Below are 14,187 nucleotides of genomic sequence, written 5' to 3' on the forward strand. Positions count from 1 at the left end.
CCCGCCGATAGAAAGCACCGCGTTTTGTCAGTCGCCCTTCGCAAAGACTATCCGCCCGCCTTCGACATCGACGAGCACCTTGTCCTTTGCGCCGAACTGCCCTTCCAGGATCGCCTTCGCGAGCGGATTTTCGATGCGCTCCTGGATCGCGCGCTTGAGCGGGCGCGCGCCGAACACCGGATCGAAACCGGCCGACGCAAGCTCCGCAAGCGCCGCGTCCGATACCTCCATCGACATGTCCAGCCGCGCCAGCCGCTTGTCGAGGTACTGGAGCTGGATGCGCGCGATGCTCGCGATGTGCTTCTCGTCGAGCGCGTGGAACACGACGACCTCGTCGATGCGGTTGACGAACTCCGGACGGAAGTAGGTCTTGACTTCGGCCATCACGGCAAGCTTGATGACTTGATGATCATCGCCTGCCATTTGCTGGATCATCTGGCTGCCGAGGTTCGATGTCATGACGATGACGGTGTTCTTGAAGTCGACGGTGCGTCCCTGCCCGTCTGTCATGCGGCCGTCGTCGAGCACCTGCAGCAGCACGTTGAACACGTCCGGGTGCGCCTTCTCCACCTCGTCGAAGAGGATCACGCTGTAGGGCTTGCGGCGCACCTGCTCCGTCAGGTAGCCACCTTCCTCATAGCCCACATAGCCCGGCGGGGCGCCGATGAGGCGGGCAACCGAGTGCTTTTCCATGAATTCGCTCATGTCGATGCGGATCAGGTGCTCTTCCGAATCGAACAGGAACTCGGCGAGCGTCTTGCAGAGCTCGGTCTTGCCGACGCCGGTCGGGCCCAGGAACAGGAACGAGCCGTACGGGCGGTTCTCGTCCGAAAGGCCGGCGCGCGAGCGGCGGATCGCATCCGCGACGAGCCGCACCGCCTCGTCCTGGCCGACGACGCGCTGGTGCAGCCGCTCTTCCATCTTCAGCAGCTTCTCGCGCTCGCCCTGCATCATCTTGCTGACCGGAATGCCCGTCGCGCGCGACACGACTTCGGCGATCTCCTCGGTGCCGACCTCGGTGCGCAACAGCTTGAACTTGCGCTCGCCGCTGCCGGCCGATTCGGCCGCCTTCAGCTGCGCCTCGAGCTGCGGGAGCTTGCCGTACTGCAGCTCGGCGAGCTTGTCGTACTGGCCCTTCCGCTGCATCTCGGCCATCTGCGTGCGCAGCGCCTCGATCTCTTCCTTGATGTGCTGGCTGCCCTGCACGCTCGCCTTCTCCGAGCGCCAGATTTCGTCGAGGTTCGCGTATTCGCGCTCGAGCTTGTCGATCTCGTCGCGGATCAGCACGAGACGCTTCTGCGACGCCTCGTCGGTTTCCCGCTTCACCGCTTCCTGCTCGATCTTGAGCTGGATCAGGCGACGCTCGAGCTTGTCCATGACTTCCGGCTTTGAGTCGATCTCCATCTTGATTCGCGCCGCGGCCTCGTCGATCAGGTCGATCGCCTTGTCGGGCAGGAACCGGTCGGTGATGTAGCGATGCGACAGCTCCGCTGCGGCGACGATCGCCGGGTCGGTGATGTCGACGCCGTGGTGCAGTTCGTATTTTTCCTGCAGGCCGCGCAGGATCGCGATCGTCGACTCCACGCTCGGCTCGTCCACCAGCACTTTCTGGAAGCGCCGTTCGAGCGCGGCATCCTTTTCGATGTACTTGCGATATTCGTCGAGCGTCGTCGCGCCGATGCAGTGCAGCTCGCCGCGCGCAAGCGCCGGCTTCAGCATGTTGCCGGCGTCGATCGCGCCTTCGGCCTTGCCGGCGCCGACCATCGTGTGCAGCTCGTCGATGAAGACGATGATCCGCCCTTCTTCCTGCGCGATCTCCTTCAGCACGGCCTTGAGCCGTTCCTCGAATTCGCCGCGGTATTTCGCCCCCGCGAGCAGCGCCGCCATGTCGAGCGACAGCACGCGCTTGCCCTTGAGCGTCTCGGGAACCTCGTCATTGACGATACGCTGCGCGAGGCCTTCGACGATCGCGGTCTTGCCTACCCCCGGCTCGCCGATCAGCACCGGATTGTTCTTCGTGCGGCGCTGCAGGATCTGGATCGCGCGGCGGATCTCGTCGTCGCGCCCGATCACCGGATCGAGCTTGCCCGCTCGCGCGCGATCGGTGAGATCGAGACAGTACTTGTTGAGCGCTTCGCGCTGTCCTTCGGCATCCTGGCTGCCGACGCCGGAGCCGCCTCGCACCGCGGTGATCGCCGCTTCAAGCGGCTTGCGCGACAGGCCGTGCTCCTTCAGCAGGCGCCCGGTCTCGCCCTTGTCCTCAGCGAGCGCGAGCAAGAACATCTCGCTGGCGATAAACTGGTCGCCGCGCTTCTGCGCTTCGCGATCGGCGATATTCAGGAGATTCGAAAGGTCGCGCCCGATCTGCACCTCGCCGCCGTGCCCTTCGACCTTCGGCAGCCGCGTCAGCGCCTTGTCGAGCGCAGCCTTGAGCGGCGGCACGTTGACGCCGGCACGCTGCAGCAGCGAGACGATGCCGGCATCCTCCTGGCCGAGCATCGCCAGCAGCAGGTGCTGGGGTTCGATGAACTGCTGGTCGTTGCCGACTGCGATGCTCTGGGCATCGGAGAGAGCCTGCTGGAACTTCGTCGTGAGCTTGTCGAAGCGCATGGTGGGCGTTCCTGTTCTGAGTGGATTGCCATCGAAGATGGGGGCACGGACAACAAAGTCAACGGTTTGCCGAAACCGGTAACCACGTCCAGCCAATGCCAGCGGGAAGCATGCGAGCAAATGTTGCTACAGTGCAACGGGTACAGGCACTGCGGTATTACGCCGATTCCATCCTCCTGTAATATATCCGGATACCGGGGCGAGGGAACCGCGGCGCACGTACGCCGCCCGCAGCGCTTGGTAGTTCCAGTATTCAAACTTTGCGCGTGGAGAAGAAATATGGCAACGAAACAGGACCAGATCAACGAGCTTCAGAAGAAAAATCTCGAAGCGGCAGTGCGTCTGGCGCAGATGTCGATCGAAAACTCGCAGCGCATCATGGAACTGCAGGTTGCGGTGGCGAAGAGTCTGTTCGAAGAGGGGGTGGAGAACGCCAAGGCGCTGTCCAGCGTCAAGGATCCGAAACAGGCGATCGAACTGCGCACCCAGTACGCCCAGAGCACGACGGAAAAGATGCTGTCGTGCGCACGTGAAATGGCGGAGCTGACGAACCGCACCCAGGCCGAAGTCGGAAAGCTCGTCGGCGAACAACTGTCCACCGGCGGCAAGGACATGTTCGAGGCGATGCAGAAGATGTTCACCGGCATGCCGATCACCGACCAGAATGCGATGACCGCGCTCCAGACCGCAATGGACACGACGCGCTCGGCTTTCGAGCAGATGACGCGGGCTTCGTCCGAAGCGTTCCAGATGTTCACACAACCGGGCGGCACCAAGACCAAGAAGTAAGGCTGGTCCGGTCTTGCGACAACGGCGCCCTTGGCGCCGTTTCTCTGTCGCACCGTTTTTCCGACGCTTTCCCGGCGTTTCCGGATTTTCCCGGCGCTTGCAGATTCAACGGTGGCGTCCGCTCGTGCCGCAACTTTGCAGGCGGGTCAGCGCTCCGGTGACGACTCCGACTCCACCGACTCCGTATCCCAGCGCGCCGCTGCGCTGTCGTCGCTGTCCCGCGCATCGACCCAGTGCGCACCGTCCGGTGTTTCTTCGAGCTTCCAGAATGGCGCGCGGGTCTTCAGATAGTCCATGACAAATTCGCATGCGGCGAACGCCTCGCCGCGGTGAGCCCCGGCGACGCCGACGAAGACGATGCGGTCTCCCGGCTCGAGCCTGCCGTAGCGGTGGATCACGCGCACGCCATCGAGTTGCCAGCGCCGCCGGGCTTCACCGACGATGTCTTCGAGCGAGCGCTCGGTCATTCCCGGATAGTGCTCGAGGGTCATCGCCGCGACTTCGGCACCGCCGCTGACATCCCGCACCAGCCCGACAAAGCTCGCCACGGCCCCGACCTCGTGGCGCCCCTGCGACAGCGCGGCAATCTCGGCGCCGACATCGAAATCTGCTTGCTGGACGCTTACCGACATGTTTCAGCCTCCGGTGACCGGCGGAAAGAATGCGATCTCGTCGCCGGGCCCGACCGGATCAGTCGGGCCCGCCATGCGCTGATTGCGGGCCGCACGCACGTTGCGCCCCTCTGCGAGCGCGTCCCACTTGTCGCCCCGGTCGGCAAGGAAAGCGCGCAGATCGCCGACCGTGGCGACCCCGGAGGGCAGCACGAACGATTCTTCGGCACGCCCGACGGCGTCCCTGAGCGCCGCGAAATAAAGGATTTTGATGTTCATGATTTCAGTATAACAACTCGCCGTAAGGCAGAAAGCGGACCGTCTCGCCGCGCGCGATCGGCGTGTCGGCCGGCACATCGACGAGCCCGTCGGCCCACACGATCGACGACAGCGCTGCAGCACCCTGGTGAGTATAAAGTTCGACGCCTCCCGTGTCGTTGAAGCGCGCGCGCAGGAACTCGCGCCGGCGATCCGGCCGCGGCCAGTCGAAATCCGCCCGCAACGCGACGGCTCGGGGTTTCAGCGCGCTCGCCCCTTGGGTCGCGAGGATGAAAGGCCGCACCATCATCAGAAAGGTCACGAAGCTCGACACGGGGTTGCCCGGCAGGCCGATGAACGCGGCTGCTCCGACGCGCCCGTACGCGAGCGGCTTGCCCGGTTTCATCGCGATCTTCCACAGATCGAGCGAGCCTTCGGCCTCGACCGCGGGCTTCACGTGATCTTCTTCGCCGACCGAGACGCCACCGCTCGTGAGGATCAGCTCGTGTCCCTGCGCCGCGTCGCGCAGCACTGCGCGCGTGGCCTCGAGACGGTCGGGCACGATACCGAAATCGGTGACTTCGCAACCGAGCTGCAGCAGCAGCGCACGCAGCTGGAAGCGGTTGGAGTTATATACGCCGCCCGGTGGCAGCGTTTCGCCCGGCATGACCAGTTCGTCGCCAGTGGAAAACAGCGCGACGCGCATGCGTCGCACGACCGGCAGTTGCGCAATGCCGACCGAGGCGGCGAGTCCGAGTTCCTGCGGGCGCAGCCGCGTGCCTGCCGCCAGCACCGTATCACCCCGGGCGATCTCGCTGCCCGCCAGCCTTACCGCCTCGCCGGCGCGAGGTTGATGGTTGATCACCACCGCCTCGCCCTGGTGCTCGCACATCTCCTGCATCACGACGACATCAGCGCCGGCAGGCAGCGGCGCTCCAGTGAAGATGCGCGCGGCGGTGCCCGGTTGAAGCGGATGGCCGACACTGCCCGCAGGAATCCGCTGCGACACCGGGAGGGACACTCCCGGGGCCGTGACGTCGGCGGCGCGCAGCGCGTAGCCGTCCATCGTCGAGGTGTCGAGCGCAGGCACCGAGACTGGCGAATGCAGATCGGCGGCGAGAACCCTGCCCTGCGCGACGAAGGTGTCGGCCATGTCGATTTCGCGGATCGGCTGGGCCTTGCGGATCAGCGTCGCGAGCGCTTCGTCGAAGGAGAGCATGTTGGCGTTCATGATTTACGGGCGTAAATGTGAGTGGGCGAGAATGAATTCGGCAATCGCGTCGGCATCGTCGAGCGCGAGCGTCGGCAGCGGGCAATCGATCCCGGCGTTCGTCGCGACCGCGACGACGTGGGGATTGTCGGTCCACAGCGGCGGCTTGCCGTGCGCCGGACGATGCACTTCGATCTTCGGCACGGCGGCGGCCTTGTAGCCCTCGATCAGCACGACGTCGCACGGCGACAACAGGCGCAGCTGCTCTTCGAGCGTCGGTTCGGGCGCGCCCCGAAGCTCGTGCATCAGCACCCAGCGATCGTTCGACAACATCAGCACCTGGCTGGCTCCCGCCTCGCGGTGGCGAAACGAGTCCTTGCCGGGGCGGTCGAGGTCGAAACCGTGGTGGGCGTGCTTGATGACGGACACCGAGATCCCGCGTGCGGTGAACTCGGGAATGAGCTTTTCGATCAGGGTGGTCTTGCCACAACCGGACCAGCCTGCGATGCCGAATACGATCATCAGTGGTTCGCTCGATTCAAATGTTGAGGAGAATACAACATGCTCAGGATTGTGCGCAGGGAAGCGCCACCACCGCGGCGAAACCGCCGCCGGGAGTGCGGAAATTCGTCGTCTGGCCGCGATACAGCCGCGCCACGAGGAGTTGCACGCGGCCGCGGTACACGTAATTTCGCAGGTCCATCTTCAAGTCGGTCGCCGTACCCCCGACCGACAGGCGCCGCGCGCTGGGCGGGACGAGTCGCTGTGCGATGTAGTCGCCGGCGAGGATTTCGTCGAACACCCTGCGCGTCAGCTTGCCGCCGCGATACGTCGCGCGGCTGCCGAACCCCGAAGCGGGCTTGAAGAACAGGTCTCTGCGGTCGCGCCACAACGCTTCGGCGTCCTCCGGGCGGACCTGGCGCGTGGCCGGGATGCCAGCGGCGAGCACGGCCCGCGTGTCGGCGTCGACGCCGATCCCCCGCAGCACCGCGTCGTCGGCGAGCAGCGCCAGATTGCGCTTGTCGGCATACAGCGCATGGGCGCGCGGGTGCGGAGTGATCACCGCTGCCCGGGCGCCCCACGCGTCGGCGAGCGCCGCGCTTTCCGGCTCGCTCAACGCAAAGTCGGTGAGTCGGTTATAGACGAGATCGACGACGGTTTCGCCGAGCCACAGCCGCCCGTCGGCGAATTCGAGCTCGGCCGGATCGCAGATGAACGCAGCGAGCCCGTGGCGTTCGAACAGGCGCTGGAACAGCACGAATTCGGGCAGCAGATACTGGGACTGCGGTTCGCGGTCGACGATCACGACAGTGCGCAACACCTGCTCGCCGCGCATCGCGTGCCATTCACTGCGGAACATGTCGATGAATGCGGCTTCCGGATCGTTCGGCCCGCCTGCGGCGATGGCTGCCTCGAGCGGCGCGACCTCGGCACAGCACGCACGCTGGGCGCGGGCCAACGCAACATTGAGCAGCGCACCGCCTGCGTTGGTGTTGATTTCGATGAGCTGCGGCCCATCGGGGCCGAGGTGAAAGTCGTAGCCGAGAAACACTCCCGCCGCGGCGGTCGGCACCTTCGCGGCCGCCGGCGCGTGCTCGAATGCGAGCGCCTCCCAGCCCGGCAGCGCGACCACGCGCTCGACCGCGGCAATGATCCGGGCCATGCGCACCTGATGATGCGCAGCGACGAAGGCGACCGAATCGGCAAACAAGTGCGGGCGGGTCGAGACGATCATCGACAGGAGCGCGCCGTCACGCGCATCCCGTTCGAGTTCGCTGCGCAGGCGCTCGTGATCGAGCGAGACGCACTGGCAGCCGCGATTGAGGCGTTCGGCGACGTCCAGGCCGTCGCCGTCGGACAACGCGCGCAGCAACGGATCGAGCCCGGCGTCGACAGCTGTACTCATCGGCATCTCCATCGTATTCCCCACCCTGCGACTCACGTGCCGGGGGGTGGCGGCAGTTGTTCGAGAAACGCGACCACCTCGGCCTCGAGACGGGTGCGTCGCATCGGTGGCAGGCTGCGCCAGATGACTCTGCCATAGGGCTTGTCGATCATCCGCGGGTCGCAGATGCACAGCACGCCGCGGTCCCGTTCGCTGCGGATCAGGCGGCCGGCGCCCTGCTTCATGTTGATCACCGCGCGCGGCAACTGGTAATGCATGAACGGGTTGCGCCCGCTCTTCTGCAGGTGCTCGACGCGTGCCGCGAGTACCGGATCGTCCGGCGGCGCGAACGGCAGCTTGTCGATGACGACCAGCGACAGCGCATCGCCCGGCACGTCGACCCCTTCCCAGAAGCTCTGGCTCGCGACCAGCACCGCATTGCCGAGACGACGGAAACGTTCAAGCAGTTCCGTGCGCGAGCCTTCACCCTGCAGCAGCATCGGCAACCTGTCGCCGGCGCGCTCGAGACCCTCGGCGAGCAGGCCGTGGATGCGCCGCATCGCGCGCAGCGAAGTGCATAGCACGAACGTCCGTCCGTGCGCCGCGCGTATCAGCGGCAGCGCAGTCCTCGCGACGGCTTCGACATAGTCCGGATGATTCGGATCGGGCAGGCCGGCCGGCGCATACAGCAAGGCCTGCTCGGCATAATCGAACGGGCTGCCCCACACTTCGGTCAGCGGCGGCGGCTCGAGCTGCGACAGCCCCAATTCGTCACAGTAGTGGCCTAAATCGCTGCCGACGGCGAGTGTCGCCGAAGTGAAGATCCACGCCCGCGGATGACTCTCGAGCTGGCGGCGGAACACCTGCGACACGTGCAGCGGCGTCGCGTTCAGCGCGGCCGACTGGGGGAACACTTCGACCCAGCGGATCAGTTCGGCCGAATCCGGCGTACGCCAGCGCCCGAGGCGTTGCCGGATTTCGTCGCCGCGGCGCAGGCAGTTCGCGAGCCCTTCCGAGCGCTCGGCCTGGGTGCCGAGGATCGCGGCGAAGCGGCCCAGTTCGTCGTCGAGCGCCTTCAGTGCATCGTCGAATTGCGGCAGCGCGGCGGCCTGCGCGGCCGAGAGTCGGGCAGGCTCGGGACCGAACGCGAGTCGCAGGTCGCGCGCCGCCTTCTCCAGCGCCCGGCTCGCGTCGATCAGTTCGCGGCAGTCACGCGCCCCGGCGAGGGTTTCGGAGCGCGTGTCGCGCGCGAGTTCGAGGAGCTGTGCCGTGGACACGTTCTCGCCGAAGAACAGGCTCGCGGTTTCCGGGAGCTGGTGCGCTTCGTCGAAAATCACCGCATTGCACGCCGGCAGCAGCTCGCCCATACCTTCGTCGCGCAACATCACGTCGGCGAAGAACAGGTGGTGATTGACGACGACGACATCGGCGTCCATCGCTGCACGCCGTGCCGAGAGCACGAAGCATTCCTTGACGTTCGGGCATTCCTGGCCGAGACAGTTGTCGCGCGTCGAAGTGGCTGCCAGCCACGCGGCAGAGTCTTCGCCCACTTCCGTGCATTCGGCCTTGTCACCACTCTGCGCCGTTTTGGCGAAGCGCGCGATCGCGCGCAGATCGGCCGCATCCTGAGCAGTGAGGAAGCGGCCATCATGCGAATTGCGTTCGAGGTGGTACGGGCAGACATAATTCGCGCGGCCTTTCAGCAGCGCCACGGTGACCGGCACTTTCAGCGCGGCCCGCACCGTCGGCAGGTCGCGATTGAAAAGCTGGTCCTGCAGCGTCTTGGTCCCGGTCGACAGGATCACCTTGCCCCCGGACAGGAGTGCCGGCACCAGGTACGCGAACGTCTTGCCGGTGCCGGTGCCGGCTTCGGCGACGAGGACGCGGTTTTCCGTCAGAGCTTCGGCGATGTGCCGTGCCATCTCGAGCTGTTGCGGGCGCGGCCGGAACGACGGCACTGCCGTGGCAAGCAGTCCATCGGGAGAAAAGGCGGAATCGAGATCTGGCATGGCGCAAAACAGGAGCAGTCGGTAATGCTATCACCTGTGGAGGCGCACGACGGCTTTCGCTGCCGGCCGCTTCACCGCGCGCGCAGCAGCCGGCGGCCGACCGCTTGATGACGGACGATTGACATTACGCCAGCGGCGTACGAACGCTGTCAACCGTCGTTGACGATCGCCTGCCGCCCCCGGCTCAGGCGCGGCTACGAAAGCGCAGCAGCGTCCAATATCCGAAGGCGTTCACCGGCGTGGTCTCGGTCAGCTCGAGATGCGTCAGGCCGATGAACGCATCGAGCGGAAACAGCGGCCGGAACCCGAGTGAACGTGCGAGCGGTGCGAGGCTGCGCTCGATGTGCGACGCAAAACCATTGCTGCGGGTGAAATGATTGACGACGACAACTTCGCCACCGGGCCGACAGACCCGCTCGAGCTCCTGCATCATGACTGCCGGATCGGGGACCACCGAGGCGACGTACAGTGCGCTCACCTTGTCGAAGCTCGCATCCGGAAACGACAGCCGCTGGACATCCATCGCCATCAGCGCGACATTGCGCAGATCATGGCGCTGTACCTGCAGGCTCGCACGCGCAAGCATGTGGGGGGAAAGGTCGATGCCCGTGACCCGGGCGTAGCGGGGGTAATGCCGCAACGACAGGCCGGTGCCGACGCCGACTTCGAGGACCTCCTCGCCCGGCCGGCAGTTCAGCGCCTGCACCAGCCGCCGTCGCCCGGGCTCGAAAACCGGACCGAACAGGATGTCATAGACCGGAGCATAGCGACGGTAGGCGGCAGTAATGGCTTGCTGGTCCATGTCACTCGCAACGGGTCGGATGATCAGCTCATGTTAGCAGCCGCCCGGGGATTATGCGCGCTCGAAACTGGCGCGAGGCGGGTGCGCGGCAGGCGCCTGATGCCCCGTCACTCCGTGCGGTGGGCCTCGGCAAGGTAGTCGCGGCTGCGCATTTCCATCAGCCGGCTGACGGTGCGGACGAATTCGTGCGCGTTGTGGCCGGTCGTGTACAGCTCGGGCGCCTCGACTTCGGCGCTCATCACGAGCTTGACGCGATGATCGTAGAGAACGTCGACGAGCCACGTGAAACGCCGTGCTTCGGACGCATTTCCGGCGCTCATGCGCGGCACGCCGGAGAGCAGCAGCGTGTGGTGCTCGCGCGCGATCTCGAGATAGTCGTTCTGCGACCGCGGTCCCCCGCACAGCGTCGTGAAGTCGAACCAGATGACGCCGGGGGCGTGGCGCACCACCGGCAGCTGGCGGCCGAGCAGGTCGATCGGGCCGGTTTCGCCGTCGCTCGCAGCCAGGCGGCGGAAATCCTTGCGCATCTTGTGCTCGGCCGCGTCGTCGTCGGGAACGAGGTAGATCTCGATCTTCTCCAGCGTACGCAAGCGGTAGTCGGTGCCGTGGTCGACCTCGATGACGTCGAAGCGGCGCTTGATCATCTCGATCGCCGGCAGGAAATTGATGCGCTGCAGCCCGTTCGGGTAGAGGCCTTCGGGCGGATAGTTCGAGGTCATGACGAAGATCACGCCGCGCGCGAACAGCGCGTCGAGGAGGCGTCCGAGGATCATCGCGTCGGCGATGTCGGAGACGTGGAACTCGTCGAAACACAGCAGGCGCGTCTGGCGGGCGATGCGATCGGCGACGCGCTGCAGCGGATCGGGCGCGTCGTTGAAATTCTTCAGGTCGTTCTGCACTTCCTGCATGAACGCGTGGAAATGCACGCGGCGCTTGCGCCGGTACGGCACTGCGTCGAAAAAGCAGTCCATCAGGAAGCTCTTGCCGCGTCCGACACCGCCCCAGAAATAGACGTTGCGCGGTAACCGCGGCCGGACGAGGAGCTTGCGCAGCGTTCCGCGGCGCGCGGCCTTGAATCCGATCAGGTCGGTATAGAGCTGCTGCAGGCGCTGCACGGCGGCGCGCTGCTCGGGGTCGGACTTGTAGCCGCGGACCTTGAGCTGCGCCTCGTAGGCATCGAGCATTCCGTGCTGGGCGACTTTGAGAACACGATGGGGCATGGTGGCACTGAAAAAAGCGATGTTCGGAAACGAAATCAGGGGTGGCCAGGATATCCCGCGCCACCCCTGTCCTGCGGCAGGCCGACGATCAGAAGTGCAACGGCCGCTTGTCCACCGCCAGCGCCGCTTCATGCACGACTTCCGACAGCGTCGGGTGAGCGTGGCAGATGCGCGCCAGGTCTTCCGCGGCGCCGCCGAACTCCATCGCGACGACGGCCTCGGAGATCAGCTCCGACGCATTGGCACCGATGATATGCACGCCGAGGATGCGATCGGTGTCGGCGTCGGCGAGCATCTTGACGAAGCCGGTCGGATCGCCGGAACCCAGCGCGCGCCCGTTCGCCATGAACGGAATCTTGCCGGCACGGTAGGCAACGCCTTCGGCTTTGAGCTGCTGCTCGCTCTTGCCGACCCAGGCGATCTCGGGCGACGTGTAGATGACGCCGGGGACGGTGTCCAGATTCGCGTGGCCGGCTTGGCCCGCGATGATCTCGGCGACCATGACCGCCTCTTCCATCGCCTTGTGGGCGAGCATCGGGCCGCGCACGACGTCGCCGACAGCGTAGACGTTCGGCAGGTTCGTGCGGCAGTGCCCGTCGACGACGATCTGGCCCCGATCGCTGACGTCCAGCCCGACCGTGCTCGCGTTCAGGCCCTCGGTGTTCGGAACGCGGCCGACCGAGACGATCAGCCGCTCGCATTCGAGCCTCGCTTCCTTGCCGTCCTTGCCGGTGTAGGCGAGCGACACGCCGTCCGCGCCGACCTTGGTCTCGCCGATCGTCACGCCAGTCCGGATATCCAGCCCCTGCTTGGTGAAGACTTTCAGCGCTTCCTTCGCGACGTCCATATCGGCGAAAGGCATGAAGTCCGGCAGCGCTTCGAGGACCGTCACTTCCGCGCCGAGGCGGCGCCACACCGAGCCCATCTCGAGGCCGATGACACCTGCGCCGATCACACCGAGCTTCTTCGGCACCGAATCGAAATCGAGCGCGCCGACGTTGTCGCAGACGATCCTGTTGTCGACCGGGATGCCCGGCAAGTGACGGGGCTTCGAGCCGGTCGCGATGATGACGTGCCTGGCTTCAACGGTTTCTGCGCCGACCCTGACGACATATCCTGCCGGCCCGTTGCCTTCGAAGCTGCCGTGCCCGGCGAGGAAAGTGACCTTGTTCTTCTTGAACAGGCCTTTGATGCCGCTGGTGAGCTGGTCGACGACCTTGTTCTTGCGGCCGATCATCACCGGCACGTCGATGCTCACCTTGCCCTCGAGCCTGATGCCCTGGGTCGGAAACGCATGCTCGGCTTCCTCGAACAGGTGCGAGGTGTGCAGCAGCGCTTTCGACGGGATGCAGCCGACGTTCAGGCAGGTGCCGCCGAGGCGCGGCTCGCCTTTCGGATCGGCATAAGGGTTGGACTCCGCGCACGCGGTCTTGAAGCCCAGTTGTGCAGCGCGGATCGCTGCGACGTATCCGCCCGGTCCGCCACCGATGACGAGGACGTCGAATTGCTTGTCAGCCATTATTCACTCCGGAAAAAGGGAACAGCGTGGCCCGCCGGCACGATGAAGCTGCCGTGCCGGTGCGCCACACAGCCGGTCGATCAGACGTCGAGGATCAGGCGCGCCGGATCTTCCAGCGCTTCCTTCATCGCCACCAGGCCGAGCACCGCTTCGCGGCCGTCGATGATGCGGTGGTCGTAGGACAGCGCCAGGTAGTTGATCGGGCGGATGACGATCTGGCCGTTCTCGACGACCGGACGGTCCTTGGTGGCGTGGATGCCGAGGATCGCGGACTGCGGCGGGTTGATGATCGGCGTCGACAGCATCGAGCCGAACACCCCGCCGTTCGAGATCGAGAACGTGCCGCCGGTGAGCTCTTCGAGCGACAGCTTGCCGTCCTTCGCCTTCTGGCCGTACTCGGCGATCTTCTTCTCGATGTCGGCGATCGACATCTGGTCGGCGTCACGAATGATCGGCACGACGAGACCGCGGGGGCTGCCGACGGCGATGCCGATGTCGATGTAGCCGTGATAGACGATGTCGTTGCCATCGACCGACGCGTTGATGATCGGATATTTCTTCAGCGCGGCGACCGCGGCCTTGACGAAGAAACCCATGAAGCCCAGGCGCACGCCGTGCGCCTTCTCGAACTTCTCGCCGTACTGCTTGCGCAGCGCCATCACCGGCGCCATGTTGACTTCGTTGAACGTCGTCAGGATCGCGTTTTCGTTCTTCGACTGGATCAGGCGCTCGGCGATGCGCGCGCGCAGGCGCGTCATCGGTACGCGCTCTTCGGCCCGATCGCCACCTCGAACTGCCGCCGCGACCGGCGCAGCAGCGCGCGGCTGGGCGGCAACCGCGTCTTCCTTCGTGACGCGACCGCCGCGGCCGGTGCCGGAAACGTCGCCGGCAGCGACGCCCTTCTCCTCGAGGATCTTGCGTGCAGCGGGGCTCGGCGCTCCGCCGGTTGTCGCCGCCGCCACTGCCGGGGCCGGCGCGGCCACGGCCTGGACCGCCTCGGCGGGCTTGGCCCCGGCCGGCGCTTTCGCTTCGGTGTCGATCTGGGCGATCAGGTCGCCGCTGGTCACGTTCTCGCCGTCGGCCTTGACGATCTTCACCAGCACGCCATCGGCCGGTGCCGGGGTTTCCAGCACGACCTTGTCGGTTTCGATATCGATGAGGTTCTCGTCGCGCGACACCGCGTCGCCTTCCTTCTTGTGCCACGATACCAGCGTGGCTTCGGATACGGATTCCGACAGTTGCGGCACTTTCACTTCAATCAGCATGAATTTCTC

12 protein-coding genes are annotated in these 14,187 nt (G+C 65.6%); 1 reads left to right on the top strand and 11 read right to left on the bottom strand.

Annotated elements, in window-relative coordinates; translation table 11 throughout:
- Window positions 1-27: 27 nt before the first annotated feature.
- Entirely contained in the window at window positions 28-2,610 is a 2,583-nt protein-coding gene (gene clpB / locus EBN1_RS18880; RefSeq protein ID WP_011239585.1) for an ATP-dependent chaperone ClpB, read from the bottom strand.
- Between the two features lie 279 nt (window positions 2,611-2,889).
- Here clpB and EBN1_RS18885 point away from each other — a divergent pair, with 279 nt between their 5' ends.
- A complete protein-coding gene (locus EBN1_RS18885; RefSeq protein ID WP_011239586.1) occupies window positions 2,890-3,399 on the top strand; it encodes a phasin family protein in 510 nt (169 codons plus the stop codon).
- 146 nt (window positions 3,400-3,545) lie between these two features.
- Here EBN1_RS18885 and moaE read toward each other — a convergent pair whose 3' ends face one another.
- From moaE to odhB, 10 genes are all read right to left on the bottom strand, one after another.
- Entirely contained in the window at window positions 3,546-4,031 is a 486-nt protein-coding gene (moaE, locus tag EBN1_RS18890; RefSeq protein WP_011239587.1) for a molybdopterin synthase catalytic subunit MoaE, read from the bottom strand.
- A gap of 3 nt (window positions 4,032-4,034) precedes the next feature.
- Window positions 4,035-4,289: a molybdopterin converting factor subunit 1 gene (gene moaD, locus EBN1_RS18895; protein ID WP_011239588.1), complete on the bottom strand. Its 255-nt coding sequence runs from the start codon at window positions 4,287-4,289 to the stop codon at window positions 4,035-4,037.
- Between the two features lie 4 nt (window positions 4,290-4,293).
- Entirely contained in the window at window positions 4,294-5,499 is a 1,206-nt protein-coding gene (locus tag EBN1_RS18900; protein WP_011239589.1) for a molybdopterin molybdotransferase MoeA, read from the bottom strand.
- Window positions 5,500-5,502: 3 nt separating this feature from the next.
- Complete coding sequence (gene mobB, locus EBN1_RS18905) at window positions 5,503-6,000, bottom strand: molybdopterin-guanine dinucleotide biosynthesis protein B (protein WP_011239590.1); 498 nt, start codon at window positions 5,998-6,000, stop codon at window positions 5,503-5,505.
- Between the two features lie 43 nt (window positions 6,001-6,043).
- Entirely contained in the window at window positions 6,044-7,384 is a 1,341-nt protein-coding gene (locus EBN1_RS18910; RefSeq protein ID WP_041646598.1) for a hypothetical protein, read from the bottom strand.
- Between the two features lie 32 nt (window positions 7,385-7,416).
- Complete coding sequence (locus tag EBN1_RS18915) at window positions 7,417-9,372, bottom strand: DNA repair helicase YoaA (protein WP_011239592.1); 1,956 nt, start codon at window positions 9,370-9,372, stop codon at window positions 7,417-7,419.
- A 184-nt stretch (window positions 9,373-9,556) separates the two neighbouring features.
- Window positions 9,557-10,174, bottom strand: coding sequence for a class I SAM-dependent methyltransferase (locus tag EBN1_RS18920; RefSeq protein WP_011239593.1), 618 nt, complete (start codon window positions 10,172-10,174; stop codon window positions 9,557-9,559).
- Between the two features lie 107 nt (window positions 10,175-10,281).
- On the bottom strand, window positions 10,282-11,394 hold the full coding sequence (gene zapE, locus EBN1_RS18925; protein WP_011239594.1) for a cell division protein ZapE: 1,113 nt from the start codon (window positions 11,392-11,394) through the stop codon (window positions 10,282-10,284).
- A gap of 88 nt (window positions 11,395-11,482) precedes the next feature.
- Window positions 11,483-12,913, bottom strand: a complete 1,431-nt coding sequence (gene lpdA / locus EBN1_RS18930) for a dihydrolipoyl dehydrogenase (RefSeq protein WP_011239595.1) — start codon at window positions 12,911-12,913, stop codon at window positions 11,483-11,485.
- Window positions 12,914-12,993: 80 nt separating this feature from the next.
- A complete protein-coding gene (gene odhB / locus EBN1_RS18935; protein ID WP_011239596.1) occupies window positions 12,994-14,178 on the bottom strand; it encodes a 2-oxoglutarate dehydrogenase complex dihydrolipoyllysine-residue succinyltransferase in 1,185 nt (394 codons plus the stop codon).
- Between the last annotated feature and the right edge of the window lie 9 nt (window positions 14,179-14,187).

Source organism: Aromatoleum aromaticum EbN1 (assembly GCF_000025965.1).
Classification (GTDB): domain Bacteria; phylum Pseudomonadota; class Gammaproteobacteria; order Burkholderiales; family Rhodocyclaceae; genus Aromatoleum; species Aromatoleum aromaticum.

Coding starts and splice junctions, on each gene's coding strand:
- clpB (WP_011239585.1), bottom strand. CDS start 2,610: ATGCGCTTCGACAAGCTCACGACGAAGTTCCAGCAGGCTCTCTCCGAT.
- EBN1_RS18885 (WP_011239586.1), top strand. CDS start 2,890: ATGGCAACGAAACAGGACCAGATCAACGAGCTTCAGAAGAAAAATCTC.
- moaE (WP_011239587.1), bottom strand. CDS start 4,031: ATGTCGGTAAGCGTCCAGCAAGCAGATTTCGATGTCGGCGCCGAGATT.
- moaD (WP_011239588.1), bottom strand. CDS start 4,289: ATGAACATCAAAATCCTTTATTTCGCGGCGCTCAGGGACGCCGTCGGG.
- EBN1_RS18900 (WP_011239589.1), bottom strand. CDS start 5,499: ATGAACGCCAACATGCTCTCCTTCGACGAAGCGCTCGCGACGCTGATC.
- mobB (WP_011239590.1), bottom strand. CDS start 6,000: ATGATCGTATTCGGCATCGCAGGCTGGTCCGGTTGTGGCAAGACCACC.
- EBN1_RS18910 (WP_041646598.1), bottom strand. CDS start 7,384: ATGAGTACAGCTGTCGACGCCGGGCTCGATCCGTTGCTGCGCGCGTTG.
- EBN1_RS18915 (WP_011239592.1), bottom strand. CDS start 9,372: ATGCCAGATCTCGATTCCGCCTTTTCTCCCGATGGACTGCTTGCCACG.
- EBN1_RS18920 (WP_011239593.1), bottom strand. CDS start 10,174: ATGGACCAGCAAGCCATTACTGCCGCCTACCGTCGCTATGCTCCGGTC.
- zapE (WP_011239594.1), bottom strand. CDS start 11,394: ATGCCCCATCGTGTTCTCAAAGTCGCCCAGCACGGAATGCTCGATGCC.
- lpdA (WP_011239595.1), bottom strand. CDS start 12,913: ATGGCTGACAAGCAATTCGACGTCCTCGTCATCGGTGGCGGACCGGGC.
- odhB (WP_011239596.1), bottom strand. CDS start 14,178: ATGCTGATTGAAGTGAAAGTGCCGCAACTGTCGGAATCCGTATCCGAA.